Below are 22,740 nucleotides of genomic sequence, written 5' to 3'. Positions count from 1 at the left end.
AAATGACGAACAAAATTTTATTAAATGGAAATCTTTCTTTACAAAAAAATTTGTAAAAACCGGCCAGCCCCAAAGGGGCGGCTTAAAACAGCATCGGATGAAGTCCGATGTAATCCGATGGAATCCGATGGAATCCAATGAAATCAGATGAAAATCATCATCAGTATGTTTTGTTTCGCTGATCGACATAGAAATAGTTTTTCCCGTCTTTGGAAACCTCAAACATCCGGCCGAGCTTCCAGCTGAAATTTCTTTTGATATCAGCATATTCAAACGGGATAATTACGTTTCCGTTTACATCAATAACTCCGAACGTGTTGTTTTTAGAGGCAACAATCATCGGGTTGCCCACGTCGTCTCCTTCCAGAATGAATAGATAATCGTATTGCGGATAAATTTTGAACTGCTTGTAGTCCTGCGGATCTTTAAAGGTGGATTTTTCAATGAGTCCGAAAAAGCCGTTCATGGTGTACACCTGAAAAAGCTGCTGTATATAATCTTTATGAATACATTTTCCAAGGTCTGCCTGTTTGTACTGGTACACCCTTTTTCCTTTCCGGTCGACCCGGTAAGAGATTTCATTTTTCTCGACGGTAGCATATTCGGCGGTCCCGAATTTTCTCAACTTTTCGTTGGGTGAATTTAAAAGGTTGCAGTCCTCATAGAAGAATACGGCAATATGATACTCAGGCTGAATAATGAATTTCCCTTTCTGATTAACGTATCCGAAGTTTCCGTTCTTTTTCTTGGGAATCAACACCGGGAGTTCGGAATAAAGAACCGGCAGGTCCGGTGCTCCTTTTGTTTTTTGCCCGGGATTTGTAACCGGCGTTTTGGCCACATCTTTTATCGGGATTTTCTTTATGACTTTAGTCTGGGAAAAAACGGAAAGCGAAATAAAAAGGCATAAAATCGAAGCTACATTTTTCATAATCATCACTGGTTCTGCAAAATTCAGGCAAAAATAGAAAATATAAAATACATATTTATAAAGAATCTAAATAATTTAAGTTATAGAAAATACGAAAATTCCGTAAATTTGGAAACATTTTCAGGGGTTTAAATAATAAAATCATCTTTGAAACAGATTTTTGACATAATCATGTGCAAAATTCTCTTACGTCAGGATCCGGAAACACCTTGTTATTTAGTACCTTCTGAAATAATTACGGAGTATAGCCGATTCTTATCCTGACTTTTACGGACAAAAGAAGCCACGGGTATATTCTCTTAAAGATTGAAAAGACTTCTATTATTATGAACATTTATCAGGATTACATCCAAGAAATTGAAGAAAGAAAAAATCAGGGACTTCACCCAAAACCTATTGACAGTGCCGAATTATTAAGCGAGATCATCGCACAGATAAAAGATACAGCCAACGAATACAGGGCTGACTCTCTTAAGTTTTTTATTTACAACACTTTGCCTGGGACCACCAGTGCAGCCGCTGTAAAAGCTGAATTTTTAAAAGAAATTATTCTCGGTGAGTCTTTAGTTGAAGAAATCTCTCCGGCTTATGCCTTCGAACTGTTATCCCACATGAAAGGCGGGAAATCGATCGAAGTATTGCTGGATCTTGCTCTTGGTCATGATGCAGCGATTGCCCGACAGGCTGCTGAAGTTCTTAAAACACAGGTTTTCCTTTATGAAGCGGATACCAACCGACTGAAGGAAGCATACCATAGCGGTAACGAAATCGCAAAAGAAATCCTTGAAAGCTATGCAAAGGCGGAATTTTTCACCAAACTTCCGGAAGTGGCTGAGGAAATTAAAGTCGTAACCTATATTGCTGGGGAAGGTGATATTTCGACAGATCTTTTATCGCCGGGAAACCAGGCGCACTCAAGATCAGACCGTGAGCTTCACGGTAAATGCATGATCACGCCTCAGGCGCAGGACGAAATTAAAGCTTTACAGGCACAGTATCCTGATGCCAGCGTTATGCTGATTGCAGAAAAAGGAACTATGGGGGTAGGATCGTCCCGTATGTCCGGGGTAAACAACGTCGCATTATGGACCGGTAAGCAGGCAAGTCCTTACGTACCTTTCGTAAACATTGCACCAATTGTAGGAGGTACCAACGGAATCTCCCCGATCTTCCTGACAACTGTAGACGTAACCGGAGGTATCGGAATCGACCTTAAAAACTGGGTGAAGAAGACAGATGAAAACGGAAACCCGATTCGCAACGAAAACGGCGAAATCGTTCTGGAAGAAGCGTATTCAGTGGCAACAGGAACGGTTTTAACCATCAATACAAAAGAAAAGAAACTTTATAAAGGAAACGAGGAACTGATCGATCTTTCCAGATCGTTTACTCCGCAAAAGATGGAATTCATCAAAGCCGGAGGATCTTACGCCATCGTTTTCGGTAAAAAACTGCAAACTTTTGCCGCACAGGTTTTAGGAATTGAAGCGCCTCAGGTTTTTGCACCGTCAAAAGAAATCTCTCACGACGGACAGGGCTTAACGGCTGTTGAAAAAATCTTTAACAGAAACGCTGTAGGGGTAACTCCCGGTAAAGTGCTTCACGCAGGTTCAGACGTTAGAGTACAGGTAAACATCGTAGGTTCACAGGATACTACTGGTCTGATGACTGCACAGGAGCTGGAATCTATGGCGGCTACCGTAATTTCTCCGGTAGTGGACGGCGCTTATCAGTCAGGATGCCACACAGCTTCCGTATGGGATAAAAAAGCACAGGCGAATATTCCTAAGCTGATGAAATTCATGAATGATTTCGGATTGATTACGGCGCGTGACCCGAAAGGCCAGTACCATTCCATGACCGACGTAATCCACAAAGTTCTAAACGATATTACGATCGACGAATGGGCGATCATCATCGGAGGGGATTCTCACACCAGAATGTCCAAAGGGGTAGCTTTCGGAGCAGATTCCGGAACCGTAGCTCTTGCACTGGCAACCGGTGAGGCGTCAATGCCGATCCCTGAGTCCGTAAAAGTAACCTTCAAAGGAAACATGAAAGAACACATGGATTTCCGTGACGTGGTTCATGCGACCCAGGCTCAGATGCTGAAGCAGTTTGGCGGGGAAAACGTATTCCAGGGAAGAATCATCGAGGTTCATATCGGAACGCTTCCTGCTGACCAGGCATTTACTTTTACCGACTGGACTGCAGAAATGAAGGCTAAAGCTTCGATCTGTATTTCTGAAGATGATACCTTAATCGAATCTCTGGAAATTGCAAAAGGCAGAATCCAGATCATGATTAATAAAGGAATGGATAACAAAAACCAGGTTCTTCAGGGACTGATCGACAAAGCAGATAAGAGAATTGCAGAGATCAGATCAGGAGAAAAACCGGCTCTTACTCCGGATGCCAATGCAAAGTATTATGCTGAAGTGGTGGTAGACCTTGACGCAATCGTAGAACCGATGATTGCCGATCCGGATGTAAATAACGACGACGTTTCCAAAAGATATACCCACGATACCATCAGAGATCTGACGTTCTACGGAGGGGAGAAAAAAGTAGATCTGGGCTTTGTAGGATCATGTATGGTTCACAAAGGTGACCTTAAGATCGTTTCCCAGATGCTTAAAAACATCGAAAAGAAAAACGGAACCATCGAATTTAAAGCACCGCTTGTCGTAGCTGCTCCTACGTATAATATCATCGACGAACTGAAAGCGGAAGGAGACTGGGAATTCCTTGAGAAATATTCAGGTTTCGAATTTGATGATCAGGCACCTAAAGGAGAAGCCCGTGTTGAGTACAAAAACATGATGTACCTAGAGCGTCCGGGATGTAACCTTTGTATGGGGAACCAGGAGAAAGCAGCAAAAGGAGATACGGTAATGGCTACGTCTACCCGTCTGTTCCAGGGAAGAGTTGTGGAAGATTCCGAACGTAAAAAAGGAGAATCTTTATTGGCCTCTACCCCGGTTGTGGTATTATCCGCGATCATCGGGCGTATTCCAAATATCGATGAATACAAAGCAGCGGTAGAAGGTATCGACCTTACGACCTTTGTACCTTCCATCAAGGAGCTTACCAGCACAAGTGCTCACTAATTTATTTTAATCCTAAACAGCAGGACTGTTTACATCAATATCTGAAAGATTCTGATCCGTACGGATCGGAATCTTTCTTTTTTGTTTAGAACATTTCTATTTAAGACCGGGCCCAAATTATTTTAACCTAAATCAATCATCAAAATTTTATTTTTTCTTAAATTGAAGCCTATTAATAATCTTGATCATCAGCATATTTATTTCTTTTCAGAGGCCGGAGGAACAGATTTTGCTGAATAAAAGAGACTAGCATTTTCCGTTATGGTTTAGCAAACCACGGAAGTATAAAAAAGAAAAAATAAATTAGATATGACTTTTGATATTGACATGATCAAAAAAGTGTATGAGCGTTATCCTGAAAGAATTGCTGCGGCAAGACAGATTACAGGAAAGCCATTGACACTTTCAGAGAAAATCCTTTACACGCACTTGTGGGAAGGAAATGCAACCCAGGAATATGAAAGAGGAAATTCTTATGTAGATTTTGCTCCGGACCGGGTAGCGATGCAGGATGCTACGGCACAGATGGCACTGCTACAGTTCATGCAGGCCGGAAAAGCAAAAGTAGCTGTTCCTTCAACGGCCCATGCTGACCACCTGATCCAGGCAAGAGTAGGCGCGGAATCTGATTTACAGGAAGGAATCAATAAAAACTCAGAAGTTTTCAATTTCCTGAGCTCTGTTTGTGATAAATACGGAATCGGTTTCTGGAAGCCGGGCGCAGGAATTATCCATCAGGTCGTGCTTGAAAATTATGCCTTTCCGGGCGGAATGATGATCGGTACCGATTCCCATACGGTAAATGCGGGAGGATTAGGAATGGTAGCCATCGGTGTCGGTGGTGCGGATGCCGTAGATGTAATGGCCGGAATGGCCTGGGAGCTTAAAATGCCAAAACTGATCGGGGTAAAACTTACCGGTAAAATGTCCGGATGGACTGCTCCGAAAGACGTGATCTTAAAAGTAGCAGGAATCCTTACTGTAAAAGGGGGAACCGGCTGCATCGTAGAATATTTCGGTGAAGGAGCGGAATCGCTTTCAGCCACCGGAAAAGGGACTATCTGTAACATGGGTGCTGAGGTAGGTGCTACCACGTCTACTTTCGGGTACGACGATTCCATGAGAAGGTATCTGGCTGCTACAGGCAGACAGGATGTGGTGGATGCCGCAGATCAGATTGCCGAGCACTTGACAGGTGACCCTGAAGTATATGCCAATCCTGAACAATATTTCGACCAATTAATTGAAATCAACCTTTCGGAGCTTACGCCGCATTTAAATGGGCCATTTACTCCGGATTTAGCGACTCCGGTTTCTGAATTCAGAGCCAAAGCGGAAGCTAACGGATGGCCGCTGGAAGTGGAATGGGCATTGATCGGTTCGTGTACCAACTCATCATACGAAGACCTTTCGAGAGCCGCTTCTATCGTAGAAGATGCTGTAGCAAAAGGGGTTAAGCCAAAAGCTATTTTAGGAATCAACCCAGGTTCGGAACAGGTAAAATATACGGCTGAAAGAGACGGATTCTTGGATTCTTTCAGGAAATTTGAAAATGCAAGAATCTTTACCAACGCGTGCGGACCTTGTATCGGACAGTGGGACCGGGAAGGTGCTGAAAAAGGGGAGAAAAACTCCATTATCCACTCATTCAACAGAAACTTTGCAAAAAGAGCGGATGGAAACCCGAATACGCATGCTTTTGTAGCTTCTCCTGAATTGGTAGCTGCAGTCGCAATTTCCGGAAGATTGGATTTTAATCCGATTACCGATACCTTAACGGCTGAAAACGGCGAACAGGTAAAACTGGATGAGCCTAAAGGCTCTGAGCTTCCTTCAAAAGGTTTTGCCGTAGAAGACAACGGCTACCAGGCTCCTTCTGAAGACGGGTCAAGCGTAGTGGTGAATGTAAGCCCTACTTCCGACAGGCTTCAGCTGCTTGAAGAATTCCCTGCATGGGACGGCCAGAACATTACCGGAGCAAGGGTTTTAATCAAAGCTTTCGGAAAATGTACAACTGACCATATTTCTATGGCGGGACCTTGGCTGAAATACAGAGGCCACCTGGATAATATTTCCAATAACATGCTGATCGGCGCGGTAAACGCCTATAACATGGAAACCAATAAAGTAAAAAACCAGCTGACCGGCGAATATGGCGAAGTTCCTGCGGTGCAGAGAGCTTATAAAGCGGCCGGAATCCCTTCTATTGTAGTCGGAGACCAGAATTACGGGGAAGGATCTTCCAGAGAGCATGCGGCGATGGAACCAAGACACCTTGGCGTAAAAGCAGTATTGGTAAAATCATTTGCCAGAATTCATGAAACCAACCTTAAAAAGCAGGGAATGCTTGGGTTGACGTTTGCCGATGAAGCAGATTACGATAAAGTACAGGAAGACGACGTTGTTAACTTCTTGGATCTGGATCAGTTTGCTCCGGGAAAACAGCTGACATTGGAATTCATTCATACCGACGGAAGCAAAGACATTGTTCTGGCCAACCATACCTACAACGATCAACAGATCGAATGGTTCAAAGCAGGTTCTGCCCTGAATCTGATCAAACAACAGGAGAAAAATTAATTGTTAGAGTTAATTAATCATAAAAAAAGCAGTTTCGTTGGAAACTGCTTTTTTATTTTATTCTGGTTAAAAGATGCATCCGGTAGCTCTCTCCTACCGGAATTTCTTGCTCGGTAATCAGCATAATCTTTCTTGTGGTTACGTTCTTAATCTGATTTAAATTTACGATGAAGGATTTATGTATTCTCAAAAAAGAAGTTTCGGGAAGCTGCTGCTCCATCGACTTCAGGGTATCCAATACGATATATTCCTGCTCCCTGGTTTTGACATTGACGTAGTCCCTGATGCTTTCCACATACAGGATATCTTTAAAATTAATCCGGTGCTGCTGCCCTGAAGACTTTACAAAAAAATGAGTCGGTTCTGCGGAACCAGCCGGCATAAAACGTTCCTGCGCTTTCAGTACGCTTTTATAAAACCTTTCAAACGGGACAGGCTTCAGCAGATAATCGATAATGTGATGATCATATCCTTCCAAAGCATATTCCGAGTAAGCCGTCGTTAAGATATACTTTTTCCGGTCGCCGAGAATTTTCATAAAATTGATTCCCGTAAGCTCCGGCATCTGAATATCCAGGAAAATTAGGTCGGATGCATTGTTCTGGACATATTCCATTGCCTCAATCGGATTTTCTGTGGAGAAAACAAGTTCCAGAAACGGCACTTTATTCACGTAGCTTTCCAGCAGCGAAATGGCCAGCGGCTCATCGTCGACAATGACACATTTAATTTTATTCATTCCGCAAATCTATTTTTAAGTCTACCGCAAATTCTGTTTCGGAATTTTTTATATTCAGTTCATGCTTACCGGGATAAAGAATCGACAGTCTTTTCTTTACATTTTCAATTCCGATGCCCGAAACCTCATCTTTCATCCTTTCATTTTTATAATTTAACAGATAAAAGTGCAATACTTTATGGCGGTCGGAAATCTTCATCTCAAAACCTTTATCCCGGAAATCTCCGTGTTTGAAAGCATTTTCCACAAACGGAACCAAAATCATCGGGGAAATTTTCAGTTCGGGATGGCTGATGTGCTTTTCAATAATCAGCAACTCGGGTTTTTTAATCCGCAGTTTTTCCAGCGCTGTTAAGCTGTCGATATACCCGATTTCTTTATCTAAAGTAATGGCATCTTCAGTAAGGTCTTTTGTGCTGTACCTCAGCAGCCTGCTTAATTCTTCAATGGCCGGTAAAGCTTTTTCGGAATTCTGATACACCAGCGAATAAATATTGTTTAGAGAATTAAAAATAAAATGCGGATTAATCTGGGTTTTTAAGGCCTGCAGCTCTGCGGTTTTTCTGGCTTCGATGAGCTCTGCCTTTTCAGATTCTGCCCGGATAAAGTATTGAAGAAACCAGAATGTCGTACTGATGAAAATGGCCGTGCTGCTGAAAAAAATGTTATCGAAAAAATAATAGGCAATTCCCGTATCCGGATCGTAATTCCTGAATCCCAATGTCGCAGGCAGCAGCACCTCTTCTATAGAATAGCGAACGATAACAAAGCAGGTTACGCTTAGCAAAAAGGCAATAACAGACTTGTAAATCTTATCCGGCTCATAAAACCGGGGAACAATAAAAAAATAGTTGACGTAAAAGGATATAAAGCTGGTAAGAAAAAAGGTGATTTTAAACGTCAGGGATTTTTCAGAATCGAATACGAAATAAGGAATCACTACCGATCCGATAATATAAATCGTCCAGAAAAAAATATGAAACCAAACAAGCTTATGCGTCTTCATCATAGTTTTTTGTTATTAATAAAAATACTTTCTACGGAGGTATCATGTAAATATAGTGAAACAGCGACGGTATTCCTGTTTTCCATTAGAAGAAGAATAAGATTTTTCATAGTTCAAAAATAGTCATGGCAGCGGCATTTTCCCTATTTAAATCGGCAAACACCCTAAAATCATCGACGAAACATTTTTTGTCGGATGAAAACCGCTGAACATCTAAATGCTGTTTTATCCTGTCTTTCATCAGAATACATTTGCCAAAAAAGAATACTATGAAAAACATTCCCGTTTTGGCTGCCCTGCTGGTTTCCTCATTATTTTGGTCTCAAGTAAAGAAAGACAGCATCCGTACTATTGAAAAGGTAGAAATCCTTGTTAAGAAAAAGCTGCTGGAAAGGAAAGCAGATCGGATGATCTTTAATGTGGAAGCTTCCATTGCTTCTCAGGGGATGGACGGTTCGGAAACCTTAGCCAATGTTCCTATGATCAAGGTGGATGAAACTCTCGGCACCATTTCGATTACAGGAAAAAGCAGCGTTGGCGTAATGATTAACGGAAGAATGCTGAATCTTTCGGGACAAGCCCTTCTGAATTACCTCAAATCGATCCGATCGGAAAACATCGCCAAAATAGAAGTCATTACCACACCTCCGGCAAAATACGAAGCCCAGGGAAACAGCGGACTGATCAATATCATCCTTAAAAAAAATCCAAACCTGGGATTCAGCGGCAGTCTTACCTCCAACCTGATCCAGCGAACCTATTCCGGATTCGGAAACACCGGAATGCTGAATTACCAGACCGAAAAGTTCAGCACCAGCCTGAAGCTTGTCTATTATGACTCCGCCAAACGTACAAATGAAAACTACAGCATCATCGGAGCTACACAGAATTACAGCAACTCCATCAGAAAAGATATGTGGAACGAATTGACTCCCAGTATCAATATGTCTTACAAAATCAGTAAAAATTCCGAAGCCGGGTTTGAGTATATTTATGCCCACCAAAGATCGGGAATGGACATCGTTAACACCACCCGGAACATCAGTCCAGACCTTACTGAAGAAATGCTTCTGACGAACACATTCCACCGCGAGAAGGAACCCACTCACACGCTAAGTGCCTATTATGATCTCAAACTTGATTCATTAGGTAAAAAATTAAGTATTATGGGAAATTTCTATAAAAACAATTCCGATACGGAAGTGAATTTCTCTACGCAAAAATTCTCTAATAATACCGTTCAGGATGTAAAAACCCTTTCCCTGGTAGCGCCTCAGGTATTTTCCGTACAGGCAGACCTGGAGCTTCCTTTTTCCTTCGGGACCATCGAGACCGGGGCAAAGTTTAACCAATTTAAAAACAATTCCGATTTAAAATATTTCAATCTGACCGATAGCGGATACATCGCTGATGCAGCCAGAGCCAATCTTTTTGAATATAAAGAGGAAAATTATGCCGCCTATTTCAGTTATGCCAAAAATTTCGGCGAACACTGGGAAACCAAAGCCGGGCTCCGTTATGAAAATACCCGGGCAGAAAGCTACACCCCTTCCACAGGTTCCGGTAATCAGTATCGGTATGGCCAATGGTTTCCGTCCGCCTATGTCTCGTATAAGAAAGATAAAAATATTTTCAGCCTGGCGTATTCCAGAAGGATCAACCGTCCGGGAATGAGCAGCCTTAATCCGTTCCGCTGGTATTCCAATCCTTATTCCTATTCTTCCGGAAATCCTTTGCTTACGCCGTCTTATATCAATAATTTGGAACTTGGCTATACCTTCAACAATAAGCTGACGGCCAGTCTCTATTATCTCAGGCTGAAAAATGCATTCGGGCAGGTTTCCTTCCAGGACGGCCTTTCGCAGATCTCGACGTATCTTAATTATTACAACACCAATTCGCTGGGTCTGAATGTTTCTTATACCGATACTTTTTTCAAACGCTGGGAATCTGCGATTGCGATAAATGCAAGCAAACAGAATTCTGAAATTTTCGGGTTAGATGCACAACCTCAGAAAGGAACTTCGTTCAGCTATTCCATTAATAATACCGTTGCACTGAACAAAGATAAAACAGTGGCATTTTTCCTGAATTACGAACAAAGCCTCCCTTACAGAAACGTCAATTACTATTTTCATAATTTCTCCGATCTTTCTTCAGGATTTAAAATTTCGCTGATGCATCAGCAGCTACAGATTAATGCAACCGTTACCAATATCCTTGCCCAGCGGTACCGGGGAGAAATTTATTTCACCGACAGTGTACACCACATGAACAATTACTGGGACGGCAGAAGCTTCCGCCTGAGCGTGAGCTATACTTTCGGAGGTAAGAAAAAGAAGATCCAGAAAAAGGCCATTAACTTTGAGGAAAAGGAAAGATTATAGATTTTATTCAAACTAGATTTTAACCAATAACGATCATATTAAGGATGTAAATAATAGTAAGATCCATCATTTAATTATTAAGCCTAAAGCAATCATATCATAATTATTTATTTGATTTTATGATCCATAAATTTTCTCTGTGCCTGTAACAAAATCTGTTTTCAGATGTCTAATCAATCGAATAGAAAGAGCATGAAAAAAACAATTATTACTTTATCTTTTCTGAGTGTGGCTTTTGCTTCCGCCCAGGAAAAAACCAATAACCAGACGACGAAGGAAAAGCAGATTGAAGGTGTCATAATTACCAAAACTAAAAAAGCCGTTGAGCAAAAAGCAGATCGTACGATTTTTGATTTTTCGGAACAGCCCCAACTGAATAACGGAAACGTTCTTGAAGGAATCAAGAAGCTTCCGGGGCTTATATCAACCGATATCGCAGGAATGATGTACCAGGGAAAAGTCCTTGATGTGTACCTCAACGGGAGGCCTTTAAATATTACCTCCAACGAGCTGAATTCTTTTCTGGAAGGAATGCCTGCCAATTCGGTAGACCGCGTTGAAGTCATCACCCAGCCCGGCGCGGAATTTCCGGCAACTTCCGGCGGTGCGATCATGAACATCATTACAAATAAGAATGCCAATAAATATTTAACCGCTACTTATTCCGGAAACTATTCGTTCACGAATTATGATAAATTCAGAAGCAGAACGAGCAACTCCTTAAACTTAAATGCCAGAAACAAAATTTTCGGATGGCAGCTGAACGTCGGCCAGAATTACCGCGAAAGCATGCTGAATACCGATCAGGATGGTTTATTGTACAGTGATACCGACCGTTATGGCAGGGGGTATTTTGCAAAATCTGGAATCACTTTTGATCTCGGACCGGACCGCTTGCTTTTGAACTATGATATTTACCATAACAATAATGACAATTATACTTTAAGTGATGGTTTAGCAGATGTCCTGATTCAAGAAAATCCTAACGTTTACGGAGAAGCAAAATTTGATTCTTATGATGCAGCCAATACAAACAATGTAAGGCAGGAAGCAGTTGTAACTTATCAGAAACGGTTTTCTGAGAAGACACAGAAACTCGACTTTCAATTCGGATTCACAAAATCCGATAGCAAATTTGACCAGAACAATATCTTTAGAGATGTAAATCTTACAGATACCAATACTCAACAGCCAAGGGTTTCTCTGGGAAATTTACTGAATAATACATCTGATATGAGGATTGCCAATTTCAAAGTAGATTATTCCCAGCCGATCAAGATTTTGGATGGAGGTAAAGTAAGCTTAGGCGGATTATATGAACATCAGCAGTTTGACACGGAAAGCAAAGGATTAACGAATCTCGAATACACGAGACAAACCACAGCCACCTACCTGGAATTGCAGGCCAAGCTGAAGAAGTTTGATTTCATTCTGGGAACCCGTGCGGAAAACTATGATATTTCCGGGATTACCAGATATTATGACAAGGCCAATAATAATATGCTGACAGAAGCAGATCTGCGGCCTTTTAATAAATTTAAATTGTTCCCGAATGCCAGCGTCCAGTATAACTTAATGGAGCAGGTACATGTGACGGCCAATTACAACAAAAAGATCAGTCTGCCGAGTATTTCTGCTCTGAATCCGAATAACGTTACCTTCCAGGGTCCGAATACCCAGGTTACCGGTAACCCGAATCTTCAGCCGACGATCTTTAACAACTATGAGGTGAAAATTTCAGCTTTTGATTACGCTTTCATTGGATATAGTGTAAGTTCGGCGAAAAACCAGGTGGCCCAGATCATTCGTAGGGAAGGGAAAAACCTTTTTAACGAGCAGATCAACATATCGGAAATGAAAATCCATAATTTCAATGTCGGGCTTCCGGTTCCGTTTATGATCTTCAGCAAACCGTTGAGCGAGATTATGAAGTTTAATTTCAACCCGGACAAGATCAACTTTATGTATATCTACGCCGGCTATCAGAAACATGATATCGCTGATCTGGATAATAAAGGCTTCTGGATTTTCAATATCATGACCCAGATTATTCTACCGAAGGAAATCAAGCTGACGGCCAATTACAGTTATCTGACACCGAGAGCCGGATATTTCTACTTTACGGCAGAAAAGCCCTTCAACAATTCGTTTGATCTGACGCTGACGAAGAAATTTATGGATAACCGCTTAACCGTTTCCGTATTTGCGAATGACATTTTTAACGGACAGGTGATGCAGGTTCGGTCCAATCCGCCGCAAGGACAATCGGTTTACATGAGGAATAAGTACGATACCCGAAACTTCGGATTATCGGTAAACTATAAAATCCCGACCCGAAACAAGCTGGCAAAGGAAGACCAGAGCATCCTGAAAGAAAGTAAAAAGGATGACAACAGCGGAATGGTGCCGCAAGGACAGTAATCCGGTTTGAACAGATAAATAATGGAACCCTTTTAATGTATATAATTAAAGGGGTTTATTGTATCACTCAGGATCATCCTATTTCCGTCATTAAAAAAACTTAATTTCACTTTTAGCGTACCTGAGAAAAAACATTTTTCTCTATTTTTAAAGAAAATTCAGCATGGCAAAAATGAAAACACAAGAAAGCTTTTTCTTAAAACTTAATCCGGTGAAGAGGGGCATCATCAGCCTGCTGGCTGCAACGTTGGTTTTCTTTTTGATTTTCAGGCTGGATCTGAAACCGTTGATCATTCTTATTTTTTGCTGGCTGGCCTTTTCCCTCGTTTTTCTTTTCTTGGACTGGCAGGTGATTCTGCACCGGAAAGTGGACGACATCCGTAAAAAAGCAAGGGACGATGACGGCAATGCCGTTTTTGTTTTTACGACCATTATCGTTGCCTGCTTTGCGAGTATGTTTGCCATATTTTTCCTGGTCACCTCCAAAGACAAAGGCGTGCAGAAAGAAATCTACTTCCTCCCGGCTGTTCTTGGCGCGATGATTCTTTCCTGGATTATGGTACAGACTCAATATATCTTTCACTATGCCCGGGAATATTATGATGAAGATACTTCCGGCAAAAAAGAGGAAATCGGCGGCCTTAAATTTCCGACCGAAGACGAAAACGAAGTCTACCATCCCGATTATATGGATTTTGCATATTATTCTTTCTGCATGGGCTGTACCTTTCAGGTTTCCGACGTCAGCATTACTTCCAGGAATTTAAGAAAAATAACCATGCTCCACGGGCTGCTTGCGTTTTTCATGAATACTTTTGTTGTGGCACTAACTATTAACCTGGTTGCCGGCCTTAACGGATAAGGAAATCTGCTACACAGATATTGCTCCTCTGGAGCAAGCCAAAAAAATAAGGTTTGTTAATTAAGCCGTTTAGTTGTAATTACCTGGCAAAAGCTCCAGTCTCCGCCTTCCAACATTTTAATCGAATAAAATTGACGCAAAGCTGATAATTGTTCTTATTATTTATAAAGTGAGCAAAGCGAAGCGGCAAAGCCGCTGATAAAGCGGATAGATTATGCGCGCGCTTCATCAGATCAGCTCGCTGATCTTTCTTTGCCTTCTCATCTTAGCATTAGGAAAAGTAAACTTTGCGTTAAAAAATCGAATAAGAATAGAATTACAAGTAAATCTGGAACCAGAGTCCTTGGTCTGATAAACAGAACCTCCAGCATCCAGCTTCCCTCTTCCAGCCTCTTATATTCTATCTAAAAATCAATCGTCTGAAAATTCCAGTTGAATGTATCAATCAAAGTCAGTTTGTTTACAGGCACAGGCAGATCCGTGATGATATTTAATGCTACATTGGCCATCATGCTTCCCACGATTCCCGGCAAAGCACCCAGTACCCCCAGGCTGTCACAGTCAGGAAGATTTTCATCTGAAGGCGGTTCCGGGAAAATATCCCTGAGGTTTTTACTTCCGTGAATATTAAAAACCGCAACCTGGCCGGAAAACCCGAGAATGCTTCCGTAGACCAAAGGTTTTTCCAATTTTACACAAGTGTCATTTACCAGATATCGCGTTGTAAAATTATCGGAGCCGTCAACCATAATACCATAGTCTGAAATCAGCTCTTCTGCATTTGAAGTATCTATTTTTACATGATGCTTAATAAAACTGACCTGATGATTAAGGTTTTTAACGAATTCTCCCGCACTTTCCACTTTGGAAATGCCGACTGAATGTTCATTATGGATGACCTGCCGGTTCAAATTATGCAGTTCCACCTCATCAAAATCCACCACGCCTATTGTACCGACACCTGCCGCCGACAGATACTGGATGACCGGACTGCCCAAACCACCTGCTCCGATAACCAGGACTTTAGCATTCATGATTTTCCGCTGGCCTTCCAGCCCGATTTCCTCGATGAAAATCTGACGGCTGTAGCGTTCAAATTGATTTCCCTTTTTCGTCATAGCTATTGTAAAAGCGTAAAGAATGCTAATAATTTTTTTAAAGAGTAGCTAAATTCCACTGTAAGCAGCATCCCAGTCTTTCATGACAGGATCGTAGCCTGCCTTCCTGATCACGTTTTTTATTTCTTCCATACTTCTTTCATCACTGGTTTCAAACTGTTCCAGCGATTCTTTATCAACGGCATATCCGCCGGGATTGGTTTTTGAAGCAGCACTCATTGCTGTGGCTCCTAATGAAACAATATGATTTCTAAAGGTTTCGTTTTCCCTGGTAGAAATGGAAATTTCAAGATCTTCATTCCAGATGCGGTAGGCACAGATCAATTGCAGCAGATCTCTGTCGGACATGATAAAATTAGGCTCGATGATTCCTTCCGCAGGCCGCAGCCTTGGAAATGATACGGAAAACTTAGATTTCCAGTACTGTTTCTGAAGATAATCGATATGAAGCGCGTTGAAAAAGCTGTCAACCCTCCAGTCCTCCAATCCAAGCAGAACGCCGAGCCCCATTTTATGGATTCCGGCCTTTCCGATCCGGTCAGGGGTTTCCAGGCGGAAACCAAAGTTTGACTTTTTCCCTTTCGGATGGTATTCTTTGTATACTTCCTGATGGTACGTTTCCTGGTAAACCAGAACGGCATGCACTCCCGCGTTATGAAGCTGGCTGTATTCTCCTTCCGACAACGGCTGAACTTCGATGGAAATATTAGCGAAGTGCGGCTTTAATAATTTGATGGCATTCAGAAAATAGTTAATTCCAACCGTCCTATTGGCTTCTCCGCTTACGAGCAGTACATGATTCACGCCCATCGATTTCAAAACCGAGGCTTCAATCATCAGTTCCGTATCTGACAGGGTTTTCCGTTTAATGGAATTATCCAGGCTGAACCCGCAGTAAGTACAGATATTCTGGCATTCGTTGCTGAGGTACAGCGGCGCATACAGCTGGATCGTTTTCCCGAAACGTTTCCGGGTAAGATGCTGTGCCATTCGCGCCATAGTTTCCAGTTTTCCGGCAGCTACCGGCGAAATAAGGTTCAGAAAATCATCAAGGGTCCGGTTGCTTTTCTGAAGGCTTTTTTCAACATCAGACTGTGTTACTTTCTCCAGCCTTGATTTGATTTCATCCCACCGGTACTGTTCAAAAACAGTTGTAAAACTTTTCATGCTTCATGATTTAATCAAACAAAAAAGAAGTCAGCGGACTTGATGCTTCCGCATGTTTTGAAACCGCTCCCAATCCCGCTTCATAGGCTTTTCTGCCGGCAATAACGCCTTCCTTAAAAGCCAGGGCCATTCGCACAGGATCTCCGGCCACGGCAATCGCTGTATTTACCAGTACCGCATCAGCACCCATTTCCATTGCTTTCGCTGCGTCGGACGGAGCCCCGATTCCGGCATCTACCACTACGGGAACATTGCTCTGGCTGATGATAATTTCTAAAAAATCCAGGGTTTTCAGGCCTTTATTGGTTCCGATCGGCGCTCCCAAGGGCATAACGACCGCTGTACCTACATCTTCCAAACGTTTGCACAAAACCGGATCGGCATGAATGTAAGGCATAACAATGAATCCTAATTTGGCCAGTTCTTCCGTTGCATATAAGGTCTCAATCGGGTCCGGCAGCAGGTATTTCGGATCAGGGTGGATTTCCAGTTTTACCCAGTTGGTTTCCAGGGCTTCCCTTGCCAGCTGGGCGGCCAATACCGCTTCTTTCGCTGTTCTTGCGCCTGACGTATTCGGTAAAAGATGGGTTCCGGCCGGTTTCAGGGCATTCAGAAGATCATCTTCCGGAGATTGGGAGTCGATCCTTTTTAAAGCCATCGTTACCATTTCACTCCCTGAAGCAATGATGGAATCCGTCATTTCCGAAAGGTTTCCGAATTTTCCCGTTCCCAGAAACAGTCTCGATTCAAAAGTCCGGCCGGCAATTATTAAATTCTGATTATTCATAGGTAAATTTTATCTGTTTTGTAAAGTCATGGAATCCTGGTACAGTGCAGTCCTGAATGCACTGACGAGGGATGGCAGGGAAGTAATCAGTCCCGAAACCGCTACTCCGTAAATTCCGGTCTGCTGTAACCGTTCGGTATCTTCTAAAAGAACACCGCCGATAGCAAATATTTTGGGAATTTCTATGGATTTTTCCCGAAGGTCCCGAATAATTTCTTCATAGCCTTCGAAGCCCAGGATCGGGCTCAACTGTTCTTTGGTTGAAGTAAAACGTAAAGGCCCCAAACCGATATAATCGCAGGACTCTGCCATTCTCTGAAGTACATCCGAAAACGTATTAGCCGTACCGCCGATGATTTTATTTTCGCCCAAAATCTGCCTGGCCTTTTCCACAGCAGTGTCTTTCAGCCCGAGATGGACGCCATCCGCATCTATATCCTTTGCTACTTGAACATGATCGTTGATGATACACAAGGCATTGTATTCTGAGCAGAGTTTCATCGATTTTTCACAGAGAATTGTCAGCTCTTCCTGAGAAGCATTTTTCCAGCGGACCTGTACCCATTGTACACCGTTGTCCAAGGCCTTTTTAATATTTAATTCCTGTTCGGCTTTTGTAACGCCCTGGGATATGTATTGTAATTTTTCCATTTTTTTATTTTTACTGTAAAGAGGCACCTGATTTCTCAACCGCTTATTTCAGGAATGAAATCCAAGTAAGCCGGGAGTGCCCGTTAAAAATTTCCCGATGTAATCTTTTCCTTTTCGGCAGGCCGTTTCAAGGTCTTCTCCTTTCGCCAGATGCGCCGCCACTGCAGATGACAGCACGCAGCCTGAACCATGTTTCGGATAATAGACGGATGACGTATCGCCGGGCCGAAGGGAAATCTCTTCTCCGTTATTGACCAGAATATCTGTTCCTAAAAAATCTTCCCGATGTCCTCCTTTGATGAGCACAGCGCATGAAGACGCTGGGTTTTCAAACAGTCCGTTCTTTTGCAAAACCTGATATTCATGATAATTGGGGGTCATCAGATCAAACCTGTTTAACATATTTTTTACGTTTGAAATCGTATTCAAATCAAAAAAAGCAAACTCAGACGTACTTTTCAACACCGGATCCCAGACTATTTTAGCCTGAGGAGCGTTGATCGTAGTTACTTTTAAGATCTCATTTAAAAATGCAGCGTCTTTTACCACCCCAATTTTTACTGCCTGGACAGGATAACTTTTCATCAGCACTTCCATTGTTGATACAATCTCATCCAACGGCTGCCATTCCAGGCCCAGGCATTGGGAACCGGTCTGGATCGTCATCGCCGTACACACCGCCAATCCCTGGACTTTCAGCTGTTCAAAAGTTTTGATATCGGCCAGGATTCCGGCTCCGCCACTTGGGTCGAAACCGGCAACCGTCATAATGTAAGGGCGTTCTTCCTGCATTGGATATATGTTTTTATTGGCTCTTCACTTTCCCAAACGGCTCCCAACAAAGCGGCTCCATCAACATCTGCTGAAAAAACTGTTTCGATATTATATTGATTTATTCCTCCCAAAGCAATAAGTCCTGAATGATCGTTCTCTCTCTGCCGGATACTTTCCAGAATTTTTGTGCCTGTTCCGTACCCTGCTTTTGAAATACTTGGAAACACCGGGCTTATCATTGCATATTCCCATCGGGAATCCAGCGTATTGAAGTCATTTATACCATGTACCGAAGTCGATACCCTATACTCGTCAAGAAAATGATCCGGAATATTCGGTCTTTCAGCTTCTTTACAATGGATCCTGGAAGTACCGAATTCTTCAGCCAGTACATAATGGTTATGCAAAACCAGTTTTTCATGGTAATCAGACTGGATGCTGTGTATATATTTCCTCATGGTTTCTACTTCCATTGCGGGTTTCCTGATATGGAGCAGCTCAAGACCTTCTTTAAACAGTTCATTAATGATTTCGTTTTCATTCCGGACGGATTGTTCGGGCGTGATGACGATGATCATATATAAATCTCCTTCCCTTTTTCGATGAATTCCTGGGATTTATCCAGCATGCCTTTTTCAGCAGATTCCCGGATTTCCTGGGTGATTTTCATTGAGCAGAATTTCGGCCCGCACATGGAACAGAAATGAGCGACTTTTGCTCCATCTGCCGGAAGGGTTTCATCATGATACGATCTTGCCGTTTCGGGATCGAGCGAAAGATTGAACTGGTCTTCCCAACGGAATTCAAACCTGGCCTTGCTCAGTGCATTGTCCCTGTACTGCGCACCGGGATGTCCTTTGGCCAAATCTGCTGCGTGGGCCGCAAGCTTGTAGGTGATTACCCCTACTTTTACATCGTCTCTGTTTGGAAGCCCGAGATGTTCTTTCGGGGTTACGTAGCACAGCATCGCACAGCCGAACCAGCCGATCATCGCCGCACCGATTCCTGAAGTGATATGATCATACCCCGGTGCAATATCTGTTGTCAACGGACCAAGCGTGTAAAAAGGAGCTTCGTGGCATTCTTCAAGCTGCTTGTCCATATTTTCCTTGATCATGTGCATCGGAACGTGGCCCGGACCTTCGATCATTACCTGGACATTGTGCTTCCATGCAATTTTTGTCAGCTCTCCTAATGTCTCCAGCTCGGCAAACTGGGCTTCATCATTGGCATCGGCAATGGAACCCGGACGAAGACCGTCTCCCAGGGAAAAGGCAACATCATATTTTTTCATGATCTCACAGATCTCTTCAAAATGGGTATACAGAAAATTTTCTTTGTGATGAAAAAGGCACCATTTTGCCATAATCGAACCGCCCCTGGAAACAATTCCCGTTACCCTTTTTGCCGTAAGGTGAATGTACCGCAGCAAAACACCGGCATGAATGGTAAAATAGGAAACACCCTGCTCCGCCTGTTCGATCAATGTATCTTTAAAAATCTCCCAGGTTAAGTCTTCCGCGACTCCTTTTACTTTTTCCAGTGCCTGGTAAATCGGAACGGTACCAATCGGAACCGGGCTGTTCCGGATGATCCATTCTCTTGTTTCATGGATATTTTTTCCTGTGGAAAGATCCATGATCGTATCAGCTCCCCAACGGCAGGCCCAGACTGCTTTTTCCACTTCTTCTTCAATACTTGATGAAACCGCACTGTTTCCGATATTGGCGTTGATCTTCACCAGAAAGTTCCGTCCGATAATCATGGGTTCGCTTTCCGGATGGTTAATGTTGTTGGGAATAATCGCTCGACCCGCGGCAATTTCATCCCTTACAAATTCGGGGGTGATCTTATTTTTAGGCGTCTTCGCCCCGAAGCTGTTGCCTTGATGCTGGAAAGCCATTTCTTTGGAAACGGTCTCCAGTTGCTCGATTCTTTGGTTTTCCCTGATGGCGATGTATTCCATTTCGGGGGTAATGATCCCCTGTTTGGCGGTAATACAGCTGGGTAACTTCTTTTCCTTCTTTCGCCACTTTCGGTTTGTGATTATACGAAAACCGCAGTTCATCCAGTTTGGAATCAGCCAACCTGGCTTTTCCGTATTCGGACGTGATGCCATCTAAAATTTCTACATCATTTCGGTCCAGGATCCATTGTTCACGGATTCTCGGAAGCCCTTTTTCAATATTGATTTCAGAATTTTCATCGGTATACGGTCCTGAGGTATCGTAGACGGTAACCGGCGGGTTGTGTTCCAGCGTTCCGTTGGAAAGCTTGGTCGGACTGAGTTCTATTTCGCGCATCGCTACCTGGATGGGGTGGATTTTCCCTTCCACATAGATCTTTTTTGAGTTCGGAAACGGCGAACGGGTGATGTTATGAGCCATACAATTTTGTTTTTATGAGGATTAACCGCCCTGAGTAGCGGTGATGATTAATACTGAATCTTTATCATTGAGAAATGTTTCCGCCCAGGAATGCTGCGGAATAATACGCGTTGTTGAGGGCTACAGCGATGCCTTTCCGCTTTTGGGGAAGTTCCATAGCCAGTAATGCTTCCAGCGTGGCAGGAAGTACATCAAAAGTTTTTCGGGTGTGGTTAATTGTGAGTTCCATTCCTAAATTTTTTATCTGCTTTAGGAATGCCCATGACGGTACAATAGAATGTACGGCAAAGTCATTGCACTTTTCCCTACGCCGGTATGATCCGGATCAGGTTCAAAGGGTAATTCTCAGCCTGTTTTTTCAACAGACACCCCTAAAGTCTGGGACGAAGGTAGACATTTTTTCTGAACGGGCAAATTTTTTTTAAGAATGAGAGAACGTGGGAAGCCGGATGATGGGAGCTGGAAGTTTTTTGATGCCGTAAAATTCAGACCAATAAAAAGATTACCTCTGTTGAGATAATCTTTTTTTAAATTTAAAGCAAAATTTATTCACCTATTTATCAGTTAATCAAAACTTAAATAAAGAATCCATCAACTTAGTAGCAGAAGTATCATTTGATATTAATGATCAATAGTTGTAATCTTTACAGAAAAAACATTCCGACTCTGGCTTCCCTCTTCCAGCTTAATGACTAACAGCCGCACATTCCTTTTCTTGTGTAGAAATACACTTTTTTCTTATACACGATTTTTATAGAATATCCTTTTTCTTCAATACAGGAATCTTCAACTTTCGTAGACCGGGTTTCTTTGATGTAAATTTTATATGTTTTATTCCCAAAGGCTTCTGGGTATTCTTTAGTCGCCTTAATTACCGGGAAAAGTTCATCTTTTCCGGTAAAATTAAACAGAGCTCCTCCATCTTCCGACAAATTTGCAACAGGATTTTTCTTTCCGTCGACATAGCAGCCAGCGTGCATCCTGGGATCTTTCAGATCGTGAAGAACGGGTTTTTGGGCAAATCCATTTGCTGACAGTAAAAATACCATCAGTACTATTATGTATTTCATAACCACTTATTTAAAGTTAATAAAATAGGGAAGCCCTGATTTATACCGATTTAACCGGTCCGGCAATCCGTTGTAACCTCCGTTGATGGCTTTGGTGATTTTCTTGAAAACGACAAGATTGTTTCCGGTATCAATACTTTTGGTAATATCGATCTGATCGGCCAGATCATTCAGCTTTCGGGTGTTCCAGAACCATCCGGCACTTTCTGCAGCGTTTTCCAGCTGGGCGTTGCTGCATTTGGTAACATTTTTTCCGCCTAAAAGGGTTGGGTTCGCAATGAAATCCGTACCCAATGCTTTGGAAACAGCCTGGTAATTGGCTCTTCCGGTAATCTGGATGAGGCCGCGGCCTTTAAATTTTACGCCGTCGCCTTTTTGGGTATTCCCCAGATCCTTTCTGCCTTCATAAGCACTTCCGCTGGCCAGTTCTTCAGTATAAAACAGCCCGCCGCTTTCGTGTCCGACCTGCGCCAGGAAATTAAGCATTCTCGAAGGCGTGTTGATGGAAAATGTGTTGCACGTTTCGATGACATAAGGTAAAAACTTGGAAGCGTAATCCGATTTATAGCAGGTGGCTTCCTTTAATTGTCCGAGTGTAAGCATGGTTATTGTTTTTAAAATTACTCATGTAAAATTATTAAAAAAAACAAAGCCCTGCTCCGGAAAATCCCGTCTTTTCAGTAGGTATTTATACGGAATTGTTTTACAACCAATACTTTATACCTATAGGCTGGAAGAGAGAAGCTGGAT

The 22,740-nt window shown here is 42.6% G+C and carries 17 protein-coding genes, 1 pseudogene and 1 riboswitch; of the genes and pseudogenes, 5 read left to right on the top strand and 13 right to left on the bottom strand.

Going from position 1 to position 22,740, the window contains the following annotated elements; genetic code table 11:
• Positions 1 to 160: 160 nt before the first annotated feature.
• Positions 161 to 931, bottom strand: coding sequence for a WG repeat-containing protein (locus QE422_RS03520; RefSeq protein WP_307455084.1), 771 nt, complete (start codon positions 929 to 931; stop codon positions 161 to 163).
• A 326-nt stretch (positions 932 to 1,257) separates the two neighbouring features.
• Between QE422_RS03520 and QE422_RS03515 the strand changes: the two genes are divergently transcribed.
• Positions 1,258 to 4,041, top strand: a complete 2,784-nt coding sequence (locus tag QE422_RS03515; RefSeq protein WP_307455081.1) for a bifunctional aconitate hydratase 2/2-methylisocitrate dehydratase — start codon at positions 1,258 to 1,260, stop codon at positions 4,039 to 4,041.
• A 309-nt stretch (positions 4,042 to 4,350) separates the two neighbouring features.
• Positions 4,351 to 6,621, top strand: a complete 2,271-nt coding sequence (locus QE422_RS03510; protein WP_307455079.1) for an aconitate hydratase — start codon at positions 4,351 to 4,353, stop codon at positions 6,619 to 6,621.
• A gap of 52 nt (positions 6,622 to 6,673) precedes the next feature.
• On the opposite strand, the gene QE422_RS03505 is transcribed toward QE422_RS03510, so the two are convergent.
• On the bottom strand, positions 6,674 to 7,360 hold the full coding sequence (locus QE422_RS03505; RefSeq protein ID WP_307455078.1) for a LytTR family DNA-binding domain-containing protein: 687 nt from the start codon (positions 7,358 to 7,360) through the stop codon (positions 6,674 to 6,676).
• Positions 7,353 to 8,369 carry a sensor histidine kinase gene (locus QE422_RS03500; protein ID WP_307455076.1) on the bottom strand — a complete coding sequence of 339 codons (1,017 nt, stop codon included), beginning with the start codon at positions 8,367 to 8,369 and terminating at the stop codon, positions 7,353 to 7,355. The genes QE422_RS03505 and QE422_RS03500 overlap by 8 nt, the downstream gene beginning before the upstream one ends.
• A 266-nt stretch (positions 8,370 to 8,635) precedes the next feature.
• Here QE422_RS03500 and QE422_RS03495 point away from each other — a divergent pair, with 266 nt between their 5' ends.
• The 3 genes from QE422_RS03495 (at position 8,636) to QE422_RS03485 (ending at position 14,036) form a co-directional block, all read left to right on the top strand.
• Entirely contained in the window at positions 8,636 to 10,753 is a 2,118-nt protein-coding gene (locus QE422_RS03495) for an outer membrane beta-barrel family protein (RefSeq protein ID WP_307455075.1), read from the top strand.
• 192 nt (positions 10,754 to 10,945) lie between these two features.
• Entirely contained in the window at positions 10,946 to 13,174 is a 2,229-nt protein-coding gene (locus QE422_RS03490; protein ID WP_307455073.1) for a TonB-dependent receptor domain-containing protein, read from the top strand.
• Positions 13,175 to 13,346: 172 nt separating this feature from the next.
• Positions 13,347 to 14,036, top strand: coding sequence for a DUF1345 domain-containing protein (locus tag QE422_RS03485; RefSeq protein WP_307455072.1), 690 nt, complete (start codon positions 13,347 to 13,349; stop codon positions 14,034 to 14,036).
• A 404-nt stretch (positions 14,037 to 14,440) separates the two neighbouring features.
• Here the strand turns inward: QE422_RS03485 and QE422_RS03480 are convergent, their stop codons facing one another.
• The 10 genes and pseudogenes from QE422_RS03480 to QE422_RS03435 all read right to left on the bottom strand — a co-directional run bounded on the left by QE422_RS03480 (position 14,441) and on the right by QE422_RS03435 (position 22,593).
• Positions 14,441 to 15,154, bottom strand: coding sequence for a HesA/MoeB/ThiF family protein (locus QE422_RS03480; RefSeq protein ID WP_307455070.1), 714 nt, complete (start codon positions 15,152 to 15,154; stop codon positions 14,441 to 14,443).
• Between the two features lie 48 nt (positions 15,155 to 15,202).
• Positions 15,203 to 16,321: a 2-iminoacetate synthase ThiH gene (thiH, locus tag QE422_RS03475; RefSeq protein WP_307455069.1), complete on the bottom strand. Its 1,119-nt coding sequence runs from the start codon at positions 16,319 to 16,321 to the stop codon at positions 15,203 to 15,205.
• Between the two features lie 10 nt (positions 16,322 to 16,331).
• Positions 16,332 to 17,108 (bottom strand): thiazole synthase, encoded by a 777-nt coding sequence (locus QE422_RS03470; protein ID WP_307455067.1) that lies wholly within the window; start codon positions 17,106 to 17,108, stop codon positions 16,332 to 16,334.
• 9 nt (positions 17,109 to 17,117) lie between these two features.
• Positions 17,118 to 17,759 carry a thiamine phosphate synthase gene (locus QE422_RS03465; RefSeq protein ID WP_307455065.1) on the bottom strand — a complete coding sequence of 214 codons (642 nt, stop codon included), beginning with the start codon at positions 17,757 to 17,759 and terminating at the stop codon, positions 17,118 to 17,120.
• Between the two features lie 48 nt (positions 17,760 to 17,807).
• On the bottom strand, positions 17,808 to 18,551 hold the full coding sequence (locus QE422_RS03460) for a hydroxymethylpyrimidine/phosphomethylpyrimidine kinase (RefSeq protein ID WP_307455064.1): 744 nt from the start codon (positions 18,549 to 18,551) through the stop codon (positions 17,808 to 17,810).
• Complete coding sequence (locus tag QE422_RS03455; protein ID WP_307455062.1) at positions 18,524 to 19,111, bottom strand: thiamine phosphate synthase; 588 nt, start codon at positions 19,109 to 19,111, stop codon at positions 18,524 to 18,526. The genes QE422_RS03460 and QE422_RS03455 overlap by 28 nt, the downstream gene beginning before the upstream one ends.
• Positions 19,108 to 20,920, bottom strand: a pseudogene (gene thiC / locus QE422_RS03450) (phosphomethylpyrimidine synthase ThiC). The gene QE422_RS03455 and the pseudogene thiC overlap by 4 nt, the downstream one beginning before the upstream one ends.
• Positions 20,921 to 20,984: 64 nt before the next feature.
• Positions 20,985 to 21,149 carry a thiamine biosynthesis protein ThiS gene (locus QE422_RS03445; protein WP_307455060.1) on the bottom strand — a complete coding sequence of 55 codons (165 nt, stop codon included), beginning with the start codon at positions 21,147 to 21,149 and terminating at the stop codon, positions 20,985 to 20,987.
• A 56-nt stretch (positions 21,150 to 21,205) separates the two neighbouring features.
• Positions 21,206 to 21,303: riboswitch (TPP riboswitch) on the bottom strand.
• A gap of 309 nt (positions 21,304 to 21,612) precedes the next feature.
• Positions 21,613 to 21,990 (bottom strand): hypothetical protein, encoded by a 378-nt coding sequence (locus QE422_RS03440; RefSeq protein WP_307455058.1) that lies wholly within the window; start codon positions 21,988 to 21,990, stop codon positions 21,613 to 21,615.
• 6 nt (positions 21,991 to 21,996) lie between these two features.
• The gene (locus tag QE422_RS03435) at positions 21,997 to 22,593 is read right to left on the bottom strand and encodes a glycoside hydrolase family 19 protein (RefSeq protein ID WP_307455055.1); all 597 of its coding nucleotides are present in this window, start codon (positions 22,591 to 22,593) and stop codon (positions 21,997 to 21,999) included.
• Positions 22,594 to 22,740: the final 147 nt, after the last annotated feature.

Source organism: Chryseobacterium sp. SORGH_AS_0447, assembly GCF_030818695.1.
Lineage (GTDB): Bacteria > Bacteroidota > Bacteroidia > Flavobacteriales > Weeksellaceae > Chryseobacterium.
This window is presented reverse-complemented; position numbering and strand designations above follow the sequence as displayed.

Coding starts and splice junctions, on each gene's coding strand:
- QE422_RS03470 (WP_307455067.1), bottom strand. CDS start 17,108: ATGAATAATCAGAATTTAATAATTGCCGGCCGGACTTTTGAATCGAGA.
- QE422_RS03440 (WP_307455058.1), bottom strand. CDS start 21,990: ATGAAATACATAATAGTACTGATGGTATTTTTACTGTCAGCAAATGGA.
- QE422_RS03510 (WP_307455079.1), top strand. CDS start 4,351: ATGACTTTTGATATTGACATGATCAAAAAAGTGTATGAGCGTTATCCT.
- QE422_RS03495 (WP_307455075.1), top strand. CDS start 8,636: ATGAAAAACATTCCCGTTTTGGCTGCCCTGCTGGTTTCCTCATTATTT.
- QE422_RS03515 (WP_307455081.1), top strand. CDS start 1,258: ATGAACATTTATCAGGATTACATCCAAGAAATTGAAGAAAGAAAAAAT.
- QE422_RS03455 (WP_307455062.1), bottom strand. CDS start 19,111: ATGATCATCGTCATCACGCCCGAACAATCCGTCCGGAATGAAAACGAA.
- QE422_RS03520 (WP_307455084.1), bottom strand. CDS start 931: ATGAAAAATGTAGCTTCGATTTTATGCCTTTTTATTTCGCTTTCCGTT.
- QE422_RS03460 (WP_307455064.1), bottom strand. CDS start 18,551: ATGCAGGAAGAACGCCCTTACATTATGACGGTTGCCGGTTTCGACCCA.
- thiH (WP_307455069.1), bottom strand. CDS start 16,321: ATGAAAAGTTTTACAACTGTTTTTGAACAGTACCGGTGGGATGAAATC.
- QE422_RS03435 (WP_307455055.1), bottom strand. CDS start 22,593: ATGCTTACACTCGGACAATTAAAGGAAGCCACCTGCTATAAATCGGAT.
- QE422_RS03500 (WP_307455076.1), bottom strand. CDS start 8,369: ATGATGAAGACGCATAAGCTTGTTTGGTTTCATATTTTTTTCTGGACG.
- QE422_RS03505 (WP_307455078.1), bottom strand. CDS start 7,360: ATGAATAAAATTAAATGTGTCATTGTCGACGATGAGCCGCTGGCCATT.
- QE422_RS03445 (WP_307455060.1), bottom strand. CDS start 21,149: ATGGAACTCACAATTAACCACACCCGAAAAACTTTTGATGTACTTCCT.
- QE422_RS03480 (WP_307455070.1), bottom strand. CDS start 15,154: ATGACGAAAAAGGGAAATCAATTTGAACGCTACAGCCGTCAGATTTTC.
- QE422_RS03465 (WP_307455065.1), bottom strand. CDS start 17,759: ATGGAAAAATTACAATACATATCCCAGGGCGTTACAAAAGCCGAACAG.
- QE422_RS03485 (WP_307455072.1), top strand. CDS start 13,347: ATGAAAACACAAGAAAGCTTTTTCTTAAAACTTAATCCGGTGAAGAGG.
- QE422_RS03490 (WP_307455073.1), top strand. CDS start 10,946: ATGAAAAAAACAATTATTACTTTATCTTTTCTGAGTGTGGCTTTTGCT.